The following is a 16,324-nucleotide window of genomic DNA, read 5'->3' on the forward strand; positions in this document are numbered from 1 at the left end:
CACCAATTCGAAGGGGCATGGCGCTTGCTCGCACGCAGCGCCCGGCCTAGCTAGGCGCTATGGACTCGCTTTATCGCACCGCCCCGATCCCCGCCCCGCCAGCCGCCTTCAACATGGCAGCCCATGTGTTGTCCGCTGGCATGTCCACGCCCGACAAGCTCGCGATGCAGATCGTGAAGCCTTCGGGGGCCGAGCGCTGGTCCTATGCGCGGCTGAACGCTGCGGTGCGAGGCGCCGGAACGGTATTCCTGCGCGCAGGGCTTGTGCCCGGTGACCGGGTCCTCCTGCGGCTGGGGAACGGGCCTGAATTCCCGGTGGCCTTTCTCGGCGCGATCGCGGCGGGTCTGGTTCCCGTGCCCTCCTCGTCGCAGCTGACCGGGCCCGAGATCACCAAGCTTGCGCGTGACCTCGCACCCTCGGCCGTCGTTGCGGGCGCGGGTATCGCGCTGCCCGATCATCCGGCGCAGGTGATCGGTGCCGATGCATTGCGGCGCGCCGAGGAGATCGAGCCCTGCGCTTTTGATCTCGGCGATCCGAACCGTCTTGCCTACATGATCTTCACGTCGGGCACGGGCGGCTCGGCGCGCGCCGTGATGCATGCCCATCGCGCGATCTGGGCGCGGCAGATGATGTATCGCGGCTGGTACGGGATGGGGTCCGAAGACCGGCTGATGCATGCGGGCGCGTTCAACTGGACCTATACGCTCGGCACCGGGTTGATGGACCCCTGGACCCTGGGAGCAAGCGCGCTGATCCCCGCCGAGGGTGTCGAGGCGCGGGCGCTCCCTCTGTTGCTCAAGCGCTTCGATGCGACGATCTTCGCGGCCGCACCGGGGGTGTACCGTCAGATCCTCAAACATCACGAGCAACTGTCCTTGCCGAAGCTACGCCATGGGCTGAGCGCGGGCGAAGCCCTGCCCGAGCCCACGCGCGCAGCCTGGAATGCCGCGACCGGGACCAAGATCTACGAGGCGCTCGGAATGTCGGAATGCTCGACCTTCATCTCGGGCAGCCCCGATCATCCCGCGCCCCCCGGCACCACGGGCTATCCGCAGGAGGGGCGCACCGTTGCGGTGCTGGGCGAGAATGGCCAGCCCGTGCCGCGTGGCGAGCCGGGCCAGCTCGCGATCCATGAGAGCGATCCGGGGCTCTATCTCGGCTACTGGAACGCCCCCGAGGAAACAGCCGCCCGGCGCGTGGGTGAATGGTTCGTCACCGGCGACACGGTGTCGATGGCGGAAGATGGCGCGATCACCTATCTCGGGCGCGGCTATGACATGATGAATGCGGGCGGGTTCCGGGTCTCGCCGATCGAAGTTGAGGAAGCGATGCATGACTGCCCCGGCGCGGGTGACGTGGCCGCCGTCGAGGTCGCGGTGAAAGCCGATGCGACGGTGATCGCCCTGGCCTATACCGGCGAGGCCACGCCCGAGGCGCTGGAGGCCCATGCGCAACAGGTGCTGGCGCGGTACAAACAGCCGCGGATGTTCCGCCATGTGGACGCCCTGCCCCGCAACCGCAACGGCAAGATCCTGCGTTCGGAGATCCGCGCGCGGCTGCAAGAGGAGATGATCACGTGATCACGCTTGATATCTTCGCCGATCCGGTCTGCCCCTGGTGTTTCATCGGCAAGGCGCGGCTGGATCGCGCGCTGGAGCAGCGCCCCGGCCATTCCATCGTGCGCAGCTGGCAACCTTTCGAACTGAACCCGACAATGCCCGCCGAGGGCATATCGCGCGCAGCCTATCTGCAGGCGAAATTCGGGCAGGATGGCGCCGCGAAAATGCATGTGCAGCTCCTCGAGATCGCCGAAGCGGAAGGCTACGATTTTCACCCCGAGCGCGTCACCCATCAGCCCAACACCCGCGACGCGCATCGCCTGCTCTACTGGGCCGGGATCGAGGAAGCGCAGGAGGCGGTGATGGAAGGGCTGCTGAGCGCCCATTGGCGCGAGGGGCGCAATATCGGCGATCATGCGACGCTGGGCGCGATTGCCGAAGCCGCCGGGATGGACCGCCGAATGATCCAGCGCCTGCTGGCCTCGGATGCCGATCGCGACACGATCATCGCCAAGGAGGACTATGCTCGCGAGCGCGGCATCACCGCAGTCCCCAGCGTGATCGTCGCGAATGCCCATCTGGTGAGCGGGGCGCAGCCGACCGAGCTTTGGCTCAAAGTGATCGACGAGCTGTCCGGCGCCCCGCCCGAGGCCACGCGACACTGATGACCTCCGCGTGAGCGCACACGGGTCTGCGCGCCCTGCCCTCTGGCCTTTGGCACGGATTTGCCTATTGTCGCGCCCGTACCAATCCGTCTTGCGGAAAGATCCCCCGTCATGGCCCAGATGACCGACGCGCCGCGAGCGCGCACGCCCCTTTCGCTGCCTGAACTCACTGTGATGCTGGCTTCGCTCACCGCGACGGTGGCCTTTTCGATCGACGCGATGTTGCCCGCGCTGCCGCAGATCGCGGCCGAGCTGAGCCCCGACGCGATCAACCGCGCACAGCTGGTGCTGACCGCTTTCGTGCTGGGCATGGGCGTGGGCACGTTGTTCGCCGGACCGATCTCGGATGCGATCGGGCGCAAGAAGACGATCACGGGGGGAATCGCGATCTACCTCGTCGGCGCCTTCGTCGCGGCCCATGCCCAAAGTCTTGAGGCACTGCTTGCCGCGCGCCTTTTGCAAGGGATCGGCGCGGCCGGTCCGCGCATTACAGTGATGGCGCTGGTGCGCGACCTGTTTGCGGGACGCGAGATGGCGCGCGTGACCTCCTTCATCATGATGATCTTCATTCTCGTGCCGGCCGTGGCCCCGTCGATCGGCGCCATCGTGATCGGCTTCGCCGGATGGCGCGGCGTGTTCTGGGCCTTCATGGTCTTCGGTCTGGTCGGGGTGAGCTGGCTCAATATCCGTCAGCCCGAAACGCTTCCGCCCGAGTATCGCCGCCCGCTGAGCGTGAGCAAGCTTAGCGCCGCCGCGCGCGAGGTGCTCGCGCATTCCGACGTTCGCCTCTACATCATCACGATGACGCTGGGCTTCGGGCAGATGTTCGCGCTGCTTTCGTCCGCCCAACAGCTTTATGCCGCCCATGGCGTGACCGACACCTTCCCGGTCTGGTTCGCCATCGGCGCGCTGCTGGCGGGCACGGGTTCGATCTTCAATGCCCGCTTCGTGATGCATCTCGGGATGCGCAAGATCGTCAAGGGCAGCTACATCATGCAGATCATCGTCTCGGGCGTGATGCTGGTGCTGGTGCTGACCGGGATGACCGAAGGGGTGACGGGCTTTCCGCTGATCTTCCTCTACACGGTCAGCGTGTTCTGGATGGCGGGCGTGACCTTCGGCAATCTCAACGCACTGGCACTCGAACATATGGGCCATATCGCGGGCATGGCGGCCTCGATCGTCACCGCGATCGCCACGGTCGGCGCGGTGCTGATCGCCGCGCCCGTGGGGCTGGCCTTCAACGGCACGGCGCTGCCGATCGTGGTCGCGACCTTCCTGTGCTCGGCGCTGGCCTGGTGGCTGATGCGGAACACGAGCAGCGACAGCTGAACCCTCTGCCCCAGCGTCACAACTGCCGCGGGCTTGGGAGTTTGCCCGATCGTTGTTATCTTGGATCAAGGGAGACCGGAGATCCAATCATGACACGCCACCAATTGAGCCACAGTTTTCACGAGCATTTCGCCGACGGGATCGTCCATGTGCTGGGCGTCGTGTTCGCCGTGGCGGGCGTGAGTGCGCTGATCGTCTGGGCCTCGCTCGCAGCGCCTGCGGGGCGGATCTGGCCGCTAGCGATCTATTCGGTGGGCCTGATCGCGTCGTTTTCGCTCTCGGCGGCCTATAACCTCACGCTGCATGCACCCACCCGTGCGGTGCTGCGCCGCTTCGATCACGCCGCAATCTACCTGCTGATCGCGGGCACCTATACCCCGATGGCGCTGATCGGGCTCGCCGGGGTTGCCGGCTGGGTGCTGACCGCGACGGTTTGGGGGCTCGCGACGGTCGGGATCGTGATGAAGCTCGGCTTCTTTCACCGCTCGGAGCGCGCCGGGTTCTGGCTCTATCTCGCGATGGGCTGGCTTGGGATGATCGCGGTCTGGCCGCTGGTCTCGGCCCTGCCGCTGCCCGCGTTGATCCTTCTGGTCGCGGGCGGGCTGACCTACACGGTGGGCGTGATCTTCTACCATGTCGAGCGCATCCCCTTTTCGCGCGCAATCTGGCATACTCATGTGCTCGCCGCCGCCGCGACCCATTATGCGGCAGTGATCCTTATCTCGCATAACTGAGCGGACGCGGCCGTTTCTCCGTCCAGTTCCCTAGTGACGGGAACGCGGTCTGCGGAGACGCCTCAAGCGACGTTGCTGCGCGGGCTGAAAACCGGCAAACGCGTTTCGTTTTCCTGAAGATATTCGCGACGGACACTGGGCCCCTCAACGCCACACGGCTTCCCGGAGCCGGGAGCCCGCGCCCCGATCACCTGCGCCCGTCCCGACAATCCTTAGCGCGTGGCCACGAAGGTCACGCCCCGTCTAGCCAGATCAGAGCGGCTCGATATCACCCATCGCACGGGTCTCGTGGAACTCTGTCACGAAACGCGCAAGTTCGCCCTCAGTGATCGCCGCACGCAGGCCCGCCATCAGTTCCTGATAGTAGTGCAGGTTGTGCCAGGTCAGCAGCATGCCCGAGATCATCTCGCCGGCGCGGAAAACATGGTGCAGATAGGCGCGCGAGTAATTCGAGCAGGCCGGACAGCTGCAGGCCTCGTCGAGCGGACGCGGATCATCGGCATGGCGCGCGTTCTTGATATTGACCTGCCCGCGACGGGTCCAGGCCTGCCCGGTCCGCCCCGAGCGCGAGGGCAGCACGCAATCCATCATGTCGATACCGCGCTCGACCGCGCCGACGATATCATCGGGCTTGCCCACGCCCATCAGGTAGCGCGGCTTGTCGGCAGGCAACATCTCGGGAGCGTAATCGAGGACGCCGAACATCGCCTCCTGCCCCTCGCCCACCGCGAGACCGCCAACCGCATAACCGTCAAAGCCGATTTCCTTGAGTTTCTCGGCGCTTTCCTCGCGAAGCTCACGCGTCACGCCGCCCTGCTGGATTCCGAACAGCGCGTGACCCGGACGATCGCCGAAGGCATCGCGGCTCCGCTGCGCCCATCGCATCGAAAGCCGCATCGATTTCGCGACCTCTTCTTCCGTCGCGGGCAGCGCGGGACATTCGTCGAAACACATCACAATATCCGAGCCCAGAAGTTTCTGGATCTCCATCGAGCGTTCCGGGCTGAGCATGTGCTTGGAGCCATCGACATGGCTCGCGAAGGTCACGCCCTCTTCGGTCAGCTTGCGCAAGGAAGACAGGCTCATCACCTGGAACCCGCCCGAATCCGTCAGGATAGGTTTGTCCCAGTTCATGAATTTGTGCAGCCCGCCCAGACGCGCGATCCGCTCGGCGCCCGGACGCAGCATCAGATGATAGGTATTGCCCAGCAGGATATCGGCACCGGTCGCGGCCACGCTCTCGGGCATCATCGCCTTCACGGTCGCGGCGGTTCCCACGGGCATGAAGGCAGGCGTCTGGATCTCGCCGCGCGGGGTCGAGATCGTACCCGTGCGGGCTCGGCCATCGGTAGCCTTGAGAGTGAAGCTGAATTTCGTCATCCGGGCGCTCCTGAGCGGTCAGGGCGCGGGTTTAGACCGAAGTGGTGCGAAAGAAAAGCACCGGCAAGGATTGCGCCATTCCGCAGCGCGAAGTCGATTGACACGCCCGCGGGCCGTTCCGAGAATGCGGCCATGGCAATTTGACCCGCGCATCGGCCCTCCCGCTGATTTCCAAACCGGATTTTCGCCCCTCCGACGCGCCTTCACGAGCATATGATGGCAGAGACCTCCCCTCCCGAACAGCCGACGCAGGCGCATGCGATCTGTGTCCAGCAAGGGTTTGATCCCGCAGATGCGCTCAGCACGCAGTTCCTGCTCTGCGAAAACCCCGCCGAGACGCTTCCCGGTCTTGAGGCGATCGAGCTCGACCGTTTCACGCTCCAGCTCGGGCGCGAGATGCCGCGGGTCGAGATGCGCGACGAGAAAGGGCGCCTGTTCGGCGTGTTCATGGGGATCGGCGTCGATCCCGACGGCGCCTTGATCACGGATGGCAGCTTCAGCCGCTTCAACCTCGATGCGAAAGATTTCGTCACCGATCTCGAGGCCTATATCGCCTATAGCGCGGGCCGCTATGCGGTCGTCATCGACTGCCCCCGCGCCCACGAGATGCTGTTCGATCCGGTCGCCCATCTGAGCACCGTCTACGACCCGCAGACGCGGCGCGCGGCCTCATCGGTGATGCTCGCACTGACCCGGCCGATCATCGAGAACCCGCTTTTCGACACCACGGCGATCGGCAACGGGCGCGCGCGGGGCGATACGGAGATCGCCTATCTGCTCGGGCATAGCCGCGACGCGCAGGTGAAGTTCTGCATGCCCAACCACCGGCTGAACCTCGACAGTTTCACACCCGAGCGGATCTGGCCCTTGCCCGACAGTTTTCCGCCCTGCGCAGCCGATGAGCACGAAAAGCTCGTGGGCGAAATGGTCGAGCGGCTTCGCGCGATCCTGCATGCGCTCGTGGACAACCACCCTTCGATCATGCCGATCTCGGGCGGGACGGATTCGCGCAAGCTCGTCGCCTGCGTCACCGACAAGCTCGACCAGATCGGTGAACTCTTCGCCTTCCAGCACACCCGCTATGCCGATCTCGACGCAACGACGGGCGAATATGTCGTCACCGAACTGCTTGGCCAGCCCTTCCGGCGCTATACCGAACTCGATGCCGCCGATCACGCTGCCAAGCGCCCCTTCGAGAAACGTCAGGCGAAGCGACTCTTCTGGATGCGCACCTCCTCGGTCGCGCCGCCCCCGAACGAACACAGCCGTGGACTGACGTCACTGACGCCTCCGGGGCATCTGCACCTTCGCGGCAATGTGATGGATGTGATGCGCGGGGTCTGGTGGGGCAGCTTTGCCAATCGCGCCGAAATGGTGAGCCTCAATCTCGAACAGGAGATCGGCTCGCTCTTCCTCACGGGATCGCCCTCGAAGGAGGTGATCGCGAAATGGGCCGAGGACTATATTCGCTGGAAGCTGACGCTGCCGGAAAACGCGCAGGCGCTGGTCTATGATTTCATCTTCCTCGAGTTGTTCCTGCATGTCTCGAGCGCGAAATATTACGGCTATGAGCGCAATTTCTACATCTGCCCCTTCTCGGACCGAAAGCTGATCGAGACCTCGCTGCGCTTCCCCGTCGAGGTTCGTTTCGCCGGAACGCTCAACGAGATGTTCCTCGAAGCGGCCGATCCCCGACTTGCGAACCAGCCCTATCGCGGCGGGGTGCGCGATCTGATCAAGGCGGGGAAGTGGACGCCGAAAACGGCAATCCGAGAGGACGCCGCCGAATGAGAAACGCGCCCCGGAGCCCGCAAGGCCGCCGAGGCGCGTAAATTCATTCAAGTCCAGGTGAACAACTCTCAGAACGGCAGGAGCGATTTCTTCGGTTTGAACTCGACCCCGCAGCTTTCGAAGAACGCACGCACTTCCGGGGTGAGCATCCCCTTTCCGTTCGAATATTGCGGCAGGTCGAAGCCACCACCGGCATTGATTTCCACCACGACCGGACCATCCTCGGTGATCGCGATATCGGTCGACTGGTAGCGGATCGGGGCAAAGCTGCGCGCCGCACGTTCGTTGATTTCGAGAACTTCCGACCAGAACGGCAGGATCATCCCCATGAGCCCCGCCTGATCGGGGTGATCGTCGAGGAACTCGACCTCGATCCCGCGCCGCGCAACCGTCCGAATCCGCCCCGTCGCAACCTCGATCCCGCAGGCGAGGTTGCCCGGGCGCCAGAACGCATCCGCGATATTGTCGCCCTGCGGCAGCTTGATCGCCGCCATCGGCACGCGCAGCCCGTCATCGGTGATCAGGTTCACCATGCGGATCGTCGCAAGCGCGGAGGCAAACGGCCTCAGCGCGCTGTGGTTTTCGATGACCGGCTGAAGGATATAGGCGTTCTGCGCCAACGTTTGCGCCGCGAAATCCCCGTAGCTCATCGGTTCGTGACCGGAGCAATAGACCATCTCGGCATCGGCTTTCTCGATGCGGAACGCGCCGAAGCTGACCATCCCGTCATTGATCTTGCCGAAGAATTGCTGGCCCGGGCGCGCCAAAAGGAAGGCGCGAAGTTCGTCTGCCCCGGTGATCCGTTCGGCACCGCCGGGATAAATCCGCTGCGAGCTGTCGAGCACGGCAACGATCTCGGGCACCGGCACCCCGGCAGCACTCAGCAGCGTGGTCGCGACGGATTTATCTTCCGCCGCGCTATACCAGCCGCGATTGTTCACCTTGTTGGCGATCGGCCAGTGCAGGTCGTTGGAGAGGAATTCCGCGCGTGCCTGCGCCTCGAAGCGCGCCTGATCGTAAAGGCCGAAGCGGACATATTCGACGAGATTGATCCGGGTTTCCGATTTCGCCATCTGACGATAATCGCGCAGAACCTGAAGCACGGACCGGCCGGATTTCTTCGCCGCATAGACGAGAAGATCCTGGAAGGAACTGTCGCGCGCGGCCGTGTAGTTGCTTTCATCGAGGGTGGCGAGGGACATATCGGCTCCGATAGAAACAATCATGGGGGCATTGGGTTGATTTGATCCTAATGCGAAACACGGCAGAAATTGGGCGCCTCGATGTCATTTTACCGTTTCGGCTTCACAATGCGGGCGCACGAAATTGGGTTCTGAAGGCCTCGATAGACCGGAATCGGCTTTTTCGATTACGCTGGGTCAAAGGAGACCCGCCATGTTCCGAGTTGCCCTCACCCTGATATTCGCCCTGCTTGCCCCGCTGACGGTGCAGGCGCAAAGCCAGCGCATCAGCCATTGCATCGCGATCGCGCAATCCGCCCCCGGGATCGACTACCTGCACAAGGCCAGTTGGACCGACCCTGTGCCCGCGCAATCGGTACGGCTCCATTACATCGACCACTCGATGTTTCTCTTGCAAACCCAGGGCGGAATCACGGTCATCACCGATTACAATGGCTGGGTCGGCGGTTCGCGCTTCGCGCCCGATTACGTCACGATGAATCGCGCCCATTCGAGCCATATGAGCGAGGACGTCCCCGATGGCACGGTAGCGCTGAAAGGCTGGTCGGACCAGTTCGGCATCGCCGCCGAGCACTATCTCGACCTGGGCGAATTGCTGATCCGCAACGTGCCCACCGCGATCCGCAGCTTTGGTGGCGTCGAGGAGAACGGCAATTCGATCTTTATCTTCGAGGTGGCGGGGTTGTGCATCGGCCATCTGGGCCACCTCCATCACGAACCGAACGCGGCGCAATATGCGGCACTTGGGCGGCTCGACGTAGTGATGGCGGCGGTGGATGGGTCGATGACGGTCGATCAGCCCACGATGATCCGCATTCTCGAACGGCTGCGTTCCCGCATCGTGATCCCGATGCACTGGTTTGGCGAACCGACCTTGCAGAGCTTCCTTGACGGGATGCAGAGCGAATTCGTGATCGAGCGACCTTTGTCGAGTGATCTCGTGGTGTCCCTCAAGACACTCCCGCGAGAGCCGACCGTAATCGTGCTGGAGCCCGAGAGGCTGCGGTGATCCGCTCGAGCGTTGCGTGGGGCCAGATCGGAGGCCCCCATCGCCCTCTCAACTCTCCGCTTTCTTCTCCCAGCGGCCGCCCTCTTCGGACCAGTAGATCGCCTTCGCCCCCGCTCCGGTCAGCGCCTTCCACTGGCCGCGCGCATGTTGCACCGCCTCTGGGTCGTTGCCGTCGAAGAGGATCCAGAGCCGCTTATGCGCGTCCGTTTCCTCAGCGGCGATCTCGGCGCCATCGACGGCCATTATCGCTTCGCGCCCGTCACCCGCGGGCCTGGTGCCCAGCAGGATCGGTTGCAGCGCATCATGCGGGCCACCCGCGAGACCGTGCGGCAGGAAGCTCTCATCGCCCATCAGCCACAGTTTCTGGTCCAGCCAGTCGAGCCGATCGGGATTTCTCCCGCGCAATTCCACCTTCCAACCCTGCTCGAGCGCGCGCGAGGAGAGGTTGAGCACCACCTCCTCGACGCTCGAGTGGGTCAGATGGTAGAAATTGACCTGCCCCATCCCGGTCTCCGCCTCAGGCTTCGAACTTGTCGCGGATCAGCCGGTCGAGCGTGCGCACGCCCCAACCCGTCGGACCTTTCGGCGCAAGCGTGGTCTCGGAGGGCGGCAGGGCGACGCCCGCGATGTCGATATGGCACCACGGCACCTCGGGCTTCACGAAACGCTTGAGGAAAGCGGCCGCCGTGATCGAGCCGCCCCAACGCCCGCCCACGTTCTTCACATCCGCAAGGCGCGACTTGATCAGCTTGTCATAGGCGGGTTGGAGCGGCATGTGCCAGGCCCCTTCGCCCTCTGCCTTCGCCGCATCAAGAATATCCGCTACGAGTTTGTCATCATTGGCAAAAAGACCCGCATTCTCATGACCGAGCGCGACGATGATCGCGCCGGTCAGCGTGGCGAGGTTCACCATCGCCTTGGGCTTGAAGCGGTCCTGCGCATACCAGAGCACATCGGCCAGCACGAGGCGGCCTTCGGCATCGGTATTGATCACCTCGATCGTATCGCCCTTCATCGAGGTCACGATATCGCCGGGACGCTGAGCCTTGCCGTCGGGCATGTTCTCGACGAGCCCCACCAGCCCCACGACATTGGCCTTGGCCTTGCGCAGCGCCAGCGTGCGCATCACGCCCGAGACGACCCCGGCGCCGCCCATATCCATCGTCATCTCTTCCATGCCCGCGCCGGGCTTGAGCGAGATCCCACCGGTATCGAAGACCACGCCCTTGCCGACCAGCGCGAACGGGGCCTCCCCCTTGGCGCCGCCATTCCATTGCATGACAACGAGTTTCGACGGCATCTCGGAGCCCTGCCCCACGCCGAGCAACGCGCCCATCCCGAGCTTTTTCATGTCCTCTTCTTCGAGGATCTCGACGTCGAGGCCCAGTTCGTGCATCGCGGCGAGGCGGGCTGCGAAATCGTCGGTGGTGAGGATGTTCGTCGGCTCATTGATCAGATCGCGGGTGAAGAACACGCCCTCTGCCAGCGCCGCATGGGGGGCGGCGGCAGCGGCGACCTCCTCGGGCTTGGAGGCCATGATCGTCACCGGGCCGAAGCCCTTCTTGTCTTCGCCCGTGTGATAATCGAAGCGATAGGCGCGCAACGCGAGCCCGAGCGAGAGATCCGCCGCGCGGGGATGGCCCTGCGCCACGACGAGCGCGCCCTCCGCGCCCAGTTTTGCCCCGATCGCGGCACCGGCCTTGCGGGCTTCATCGGCGGAGGACTTGCGGTCGAGACGCACCACCTGCACCGCCTGCGCCTCGATCCCCGCGGGCCAGCTCAGCTCCATTGCCTCGCCCTGCCCCAGACCTTTGAACGCCTCAGAGCCGACCGCGCGGCTCAAAGCGCTCTTCATCGCACGGTCGAGCTTGCGTCCCGCAGGCCCGAGCTTGCCATCCCCGCCCACGATCAGCGCGATCCGGCCGGTTTGCGAGGCGAAAACCTCGGGATCGGTTTCCTTGAAGGCGATGGCGACAGGCTGTGTCATGGAGTTCTCCCTTGGCAGGCCGACCCGGTGCAGTCTGCACAGCGAACGGGCCCGCGATTGGCATCAATTTGCGCGCGAGCCTAACGGGGCGCCCGGAAAATGAAAAGCGCTCCGAACGTGGTCTTCCCTCACCCGATCCGACAGGCTAGAGAGAGGAGAAACCGCCGCGGGGATAGGAAAACAAGTGACGCGACTGGACAGATATGTCTTGTCAAAGCTGATGGCTCTGTTCGGGTTTTTCGCGCTCGTGCTGGTGTCGGTCTATTGGGTGAACCGGGCTGTGATGATGTTCGACAGCCTGATCTCGGATGGGCAGACGGCGGCAGTCGTACTGGAATTCACCGCCCTCACCTTGCCATACGTGATCCGCATCGTCCTGCCGGTGGCGGCCTTCGCGGCCACGATCTACGCGGTCAACCGGCTCGATCAGGACAGCGAACTGGTGGTGATGCGCGCGACCGGCACCTCGAACTGGCGCCTAGGGCGCCCGGTGCTGGTCTTCGGATTGATCGTGTCGCTGATGATGGCGGTTCTGGTGAATTTTCTCGTGCCCGCCGCCAAGGCCCGGCTTGCCGATCGCCAGCAGCAGGTGTCGCAGAACATGACCGCGAAGTTCCTCACCGAGGGCACCTTCCAGCACCCCGCCAGCGGCATCACGATCTATATCCGTCGGATCTCGGATCTGGGCGAGCTTTACGACCTGTTCCTCTCGGACCGGCGCAATCCGAAGGCGCACACGATCTACACTTCGGAAAAGGCGCTGATCGTCAAGACAGAGACCGGTCCGAAGCTGATCATGTTCGAAGGCATAGCCGAGACGCTGCGCCCGGATACGGGCCGCCTCGAGGTGACCCGGTTCTCCAATTTCACCTATGATATCGGCAGCTTCCTGAGCGGCGGCAAGGCCCGCAAACCTAACCTCGACGAGATGATGACGCCCGAGTTGCTAAAGGGCGGCGCCGCGATCGCGGCGCTTGGCGAGGGGGTTGAGCCGCGCGTGACGCTGGAGCTGGCACGTCGCATCGCGCAGCCGCTCCTTGCGCCGATCGCGGCGCTGATCGGATTCGCGGCCCTGATGATGGGAACCTTCTCGCGCTTCGGGATGTGGCGGCAGATGACGCTCGCGATCGGCGGGCTGATCTTCGTGCAGGTCCTGCAAAACGCCGCGGAAAGCGCGACCAACCGCGATCCGACGCTCTGGCCCGTGTTGTTCGTGCCGACGGTGGGTGGCGCGGTGATCGCGCTCTTCATGCTCTGGTGGTCGGGTCGGCCGCGACGCATCCGGGTCATACGGGAGGGCACCGCGTGACGATCGCTCTCTACCTCGCCCGCCGGTTTGCCAAAAGCTTCCTCGTCGTTGCAGGCAGCTTCTGGGGGATCCTCTTCCTGATCGACATCGTCGAGGAGATCCGGCGGTTTTCCGACGAGGGCCTGACGCTGGTGCAGCTGGCCGTTCTATCGGCGCTCAACATCCCTTCGACGGTCTACAATATCCTGCCTCTGATCGTGATGCTGTCGGCGGTGGCGCTGTTCATCGCGCTCGCGCGCAGCTCCGAGCTGGTGGTGATCCGCTCCGCCGGTCGCTCGGCACTGCGGATGCTTGCAGCCCCGCTGGGGGTCGCCCTGATCCTTGGGCTGCTTGCGCTTTTCGTCGGCAATCCGCTCGTCTCGGCCACGTCGAAACGCTACGAGAGCCTTGTCGATCACTACACGTCGGGCGGAAATTCCACCGTGTCGATCGGGCGCGAGGGGGTCTGGATGCGCCAGAGCGCGGGCCTCGGCTCTGACGGCAAATCGCTCGCACAGGCGGTCATTCACGCCGAAACCGCCAATGGCGATGCCACGACCCTGCGCAACGTGACCTTCCTGATCTTCGATCCCGAGCGCGGACCGGTGCGTCGGATCAATGCGAAAAAGGCCGTCCTCGAGCCCGGAGAATGGGTGCTGACGGATGCCAAGGACTGGGCGCTCGGCGCCTCGACCAACCCCGAGCGCGACGCCAAGGAAGTGGCGAGCCTGACGCTGCCTTCGGATCTGACAGTCGCGCGCATCCGCGACAGCTTCGGCAAGCCCTCCTCCGTGCCGATCTGGCAATTGCCGGGCTTCATCGCCTCTCTCGAAGAGGCAGGTTTCTCGGCCCGCCGCCATATCATGTGGTTCCAGATGGAGCTTGCGCTACCGGTGCTGCTGGTGGCGATGGTGATGGTCGCGGCGAGCTTCACGATGGATCACGCCCGCTTTGGCGGAACGGGGACGAAAGTTCTTTTAGCGCTCGCCGCTGGTCTGGGCTTGTTCTTCCTTCGCAATATCGCGCAAGTTCTGGGCGACAACGGACAGATTCCGATCCTTCTTGCGGCTTGGGCGCCGCCGGTGATCGGGCTGATGCTGCCGCTTGCGCGGCTCTTGCACCGGGAGGATGGTTGATGCGGTCGCGGTTGCGCTCTGAGCCCTGGGCGGGGCGGGTCAGTGCTCTGGCGCTTGCCTGCGTGCTCGGGCTTGTGGGGTTTGGCCCCGCCCCGGCGCAGGTCACCGACACCAAGGCCGCGCATGATGTCGCCGACCCTTCCGCCATTCCCGCGAGCGAGGAGCTTGCAACGCTGCTGGCCGATCGGGTGCGCATCGAGGATGGCGGAAAGCTCGTGGCCGAGGGCAATGTCGAGGTTTTCTACAAGTCGAACCGGCTCTCCGCGACGCGGGTGATCTACGATCAGAAGGAAGACAAGCTCTATCTCGAAGGGCCGATCCGGCTGGTGCAGCCGGGGCAGTCAAACGCGGTGATCCTCGCCTCGTCGGCGGAGCTGTCGACCGATCTGCAAAACGGTCTGTTGCTGAGCGCGCGCATGGTGATGGCGCGCGAATTGCAGCTCGCGGCGGCGAAGATCGAACGGCGCGACGGGCGGCTGACGGTGATGGACAAGGTCGTCGCCTCCTCGTGCCAGGTCTGTGCGAGCAACCCCACCCCGCTATGGGAGATCCGCGCGAGCCGCGTCATCCATGACGCGCAGACCCGCCAGATCGTCTTCCGCGACGCGCAGCTTCGCGCGATGGGCGTGCCGATCGCCTACATCCCGCGCCTGCGCATGCCCGAACCCGGCGTCAAGCGCATGTCGGGCTTCCTCCAGCCCGAGTTCCGCACCACTTCGGGCCTCGGGCCCGGCCTCAAGATCCCCTATTTTCTTGCGCTCGGCCCCAGCCGTGACCTGACGATCACGCCTTACGTGGCCACGTCGCGCACCCGTACGCTCGAGCTGCGCTACCGTCAGGCTTTCGAGTGGGGCAAGACGGAATGGTCGGGGGCGCTGAGCAAAGACGACATCATCGCCGACAAGACCCGCGGCTATCTTTTCGCAGATCTCGAGGCGCAGCTGCCGCGCGATTTCAAGCTTACGGCGCAACTGCGGCTGGTGAGTGACCGCTCCTACCTGCTCAATTACGGCATCTCCGACGAGGATCGTCTCTGGTCGGGCGTCACGCTGGAGCGGATCCGCGCCGACGAGATGATCTGGGCGCGGTTCGGCAACACCCATTCGATCCGCGACGGCGAGAGCAACGCAAGTCAGCCGATGCTGAGCGGCACCGCCGAATGGGTCAAACAATTTGAGCCAGCTACCCTTGGCGGGATCGCCACACTGCGGCTTTCGACGCTCGGCAGCCGGCGCGCGGCATCGAGCACGCTCGATACCGATGGCGACGGCATCCCGGACGGGCGCGATGTGCTGCGCGGCTCGCTCACCGCCGACTGGCGTCGCAACTGGCTCTTCGGGCCGGGGATGCTCGGCTCGATCGAGGCGCAATTTGCCGGCGACATCATCGAGACCAATGACGACCCCGCCTATCCGCAAACCGTGCTGCGCGGTCAGCCGACGCTCGCTGCCGAGCTGCGCTGGCCCTGGGTGAAGACGAGCGGACGCGCGGCCTATGTGATCGAGCCGATCGCGCAGATCGCCTGGGCCCCGAACCGTCTGAGCGCCTCGCCGAACGAAGACAGCCAGCTGCCCGAGTTCGACGAGGGCAACCTCTTCTCGCTCACCCGCTTCCCCGGCGAGGATCTGCGTGAAACGGGATTGCGCGCCAATCTCGGCCTGAGCTGGACGCGCTATGACAGCTCGGGCTGGTCGCTGGGCGTCGCGGCGGGCCGGATCTTCCGCCAGCGCGACCTCGACCAGTTCACCCCCGGCACCGGTCTTTCGGGGATCCGCTCGGACTGGTTGCTGTCGACCCATCTGAGCACGGCGAACGGGTTGACGCTCTCGAACCGGGCGCTTTTCGACGACACGCTCGCGATCTCGCGCGACGAATTGCGCCTCGCCTGGGCCACGGATCGCTATGACATTGCAGCGGGCTATCTCTGGCTCGAGGCGAACCCCGCCGAGGGGCGCGACACCGACATGTCAGAGCTGATGCTCGATACCGGCTGGAGCTGGGGCAATGGCTGGTCGGGCACCTTCGGCACCCGCTACGACTTCACCGCCGAGCGCGCCGCCAAGGCCAATCTGGGCCTGCGTTACACCAATGAATGCCTCGCGGTTGATCTTTCCCTCTCGCGCCGCTTCACTTCCTCCACTAGTGTAAGCCCCGAGACCGCATTCGGCCTCTCGGTCCAGTTGATCGGCTTCGGGGCGAGCGAAGGAGGCCCGGTCCGCCAGACCTGCGGACGCTGAGGCG

13 protein-coding genes are annotated in these 16,324 nt (G+C 64.5%); 9 read left to right on the plus strand and 4 right to left on the minus strand.

What is annotated here, in order from left to right; genetic code table 11:
- The first annotated feature begins 59 nt into the window (after nucleotides 1-59).
- The 4 genes from BMG00_RS00830 to trhA all read left to right on the plus strand — a co-directional run bounded on the left by BMG00_RS00830 (nucleotide 60) and on the right by trhA (nucleotide 4,290).
- The gene (locus BMG00_RS00830; protein WP_078573098.1) at nucleotides 60-1,580 is read left to right on the plus strand and encodes a class I adenylate-forming enzyme family protein; all 1,521 of its coding nucleotides are present in this window, start codon (nucleotides 60-62) and stop codon (nucleotides 1,578-1,580) included.
- On the plus strand, nucleotides 1,577-2,224 hold the full coding sequence (locus tag BMG00_RS00835) for a DsbA family oxidoreductase (protein WP_078573099.1): 648 nt from the start codon (nucleotides 1,577-1,579) through the stop codon (nucleotides 2,222-2,224). The genes BMG00_RS00830 and BMG00_RS00835 overlap by 4 nt, the downstream gene beginning before the upstream one ends.
- Nucleotides 2,225-2,335: 111 nt before the next feature.
- On the plus strand, nucleotides 2,336-3,556 hold the full coding sequence (locus tag BMG00_RS00840) for a multidrug effflux MFS transporter (RefSeq protein WP_342745828.1): 1,221 nt from the start codon (nucleotides 2,336-2,338) through the stop codon (nucleotides 3,554-3,556).
- Between the two features lie 89 nt (nucleotides 3,557-3,645).
- A complete protein-coding gene (gene trhA, locus BMG00_RS00845; protein WP_078573100.1) occupies nucleotides 3,646-4,290 on the plus strand; it encodes a PAQR family membrane homeostasis protein TrhA in 645 nt (214 codons plus the stop codon).
- Nucleotides 4,291-4,542: 252 nt separating this feature from the next.
- Here trhA and tgt read toward each other — a convergent pair whose 3' ends face one another.
- Nucleotides 4,543-5,670, minus strand: a complete 1,128-nt coding sequence (tgt, locus tag BMG00_RS00850; RefSeq protein ID WP_078573101.1) for a tRNA guanosine(34) transglycosylase Tgt — start codon at nucleotides 5,668-5,670, stop codon at nucleotides 4,543-4,545.
- A 216-nt stretch (nucleotides 5,671-5,886) separates the two neighbouring features.
- Here tgt and BMG00_RS00855 point away from each other — a divergent pair, with 216 nt between their 5' ends.
- Complete coding sequence (locus tag BMG00_RS00855; RefSeq protein WP_146642522.1) at nucleotides 5,887-7,461, plus strand: hypothetical protein; 1,575 nt, start codon at nucleotides 5,887-5,889, stop codon at nucleotides 7,459-7,461.
- Nucleotides 7,462-7,529: 68 nt separating this feature from the next.
- Here BMG00_RS00855 and BMG00_RS00860 read toward each other — a convergent pair whose 3' ends face one another.
- Entirely contained in the window at nucleotides 7,530-8,663 is a 1,134-nt protein-coding gene (locus BMG00_RS00860; protein WP_158521659.1) for a sugar-transfer associated ATP-grasp domain-containing protein, read from the minus strand.
- A 193-nt stretch (nucleotides 8,664-8,856) separates the two neighbouring features.
- Between BMG00_RS00860 and BMG00_RS00865 the strand changes: the two genes are divergently transcribed.
- Entirely contained in the window at nucleotides 8,857-9,672 is an 816-nt protein-coding gene (locus BMG00_RS00865) for an MBL fold metallo-hydrolase (protein ID WP_078527552.1), read from the plus strand.
- A gap of 48 nt (nucleotides 9,673-9,720) precedes the next feature.
- Here BMG00_RS00865 and BMG00_RS00870 read toward each other — a convergent pair whose 3' ends face one another.
- Together BMG00_RS00870 and BMG00_RS00875 are read right to left on the minus strand one after the other, a co-directional pair.
- Nucleotides 9,721-10,176 carry a DNA polymerase III subunit chi gene (locus tag BMG00_RS00870; protein ID WP_078527553.1) on the minus strand — a complete coding sequence of 152 codons (456 nt, stop codon included), beginning with the start codon at nucleotides 10,174-10,176 and terminating at the stop codon, nucleotides 9,721-9,723.
- 13 nt (nucleotides 10,177-10,189) lie between these two features.
- Entirely contained in the window at nucleotides 10,190-11,659 is a 1,470-nt protein-coding gene (locus BMG00_RS00875; protein WP_078573104.1) for a leucyl aminopeptidase, read from the minus strand.
- Between the two features lie 184 nt (nucleotides 11,660-11,843).
- On the opposite strand from BMG00_RS00875, the gene lptF reads away from it, so the two are divergent.
- Genes lptF through BMG00_RS00890 form a run of 3 tightly spaced genes read left to right on the plus strand, consistent with a single transcriptional unit; the run spans nucleotide 11,844 to nucleotide 16,320 of the window.
- Nucleotides 11,844-12,968 (plus strand): LPS export ABC transporter permease LptF, encoded by a 1,125-nt coding sequence (lptF, locus tag BMG00_RS00880; protein WP_078573105.1) that lies wholly within the window; start codon nucleotides 11,844-11,846, stop codon nucleotides 12,966-12,968.
- Entirely contained in the window at nucleotides 12,965-14,083 is a 1,119-nt protein-coding gene (gene lptG, locus BMG00_RS00885; RefSeq protein WP_078527559.1) for an LPS export ABC transporter permease LptG, read from the plus strand. The genes lptF and lptG overlap by 4 nt, the downstream gene beginning before the upstream one ends.
- Nucleotides 14,083-16,320, plus strand: a complete 2,238-nt coding sequence (locus tag BMG00_RS00890; RefSeq protein ID WP_078573106.1) for an LPS-assembly protein LptD — start codon at nucleotides 14,083-14,085, stop codon at nucleotides 16,318-16,320. The genes lptG and BMG00_RS00890 overlap by 1 nt, the downstream gene beginning before the upstream one ends.
- The last annotated feature ends 4 nt before the right edge of the window (nucleotides 16,321-16,324 follow it).

The sequence above is a fragment of the Thioclava marina genome (assembly GCF_002020135.1).
GTDB classification, from domain to species: domain Bacteria; phylum Pseudomonadota; class Alphaproteobacteria; order Rhodobacterales; family Rhodobacteraceae; genus Thioclava; species Thioclava marina.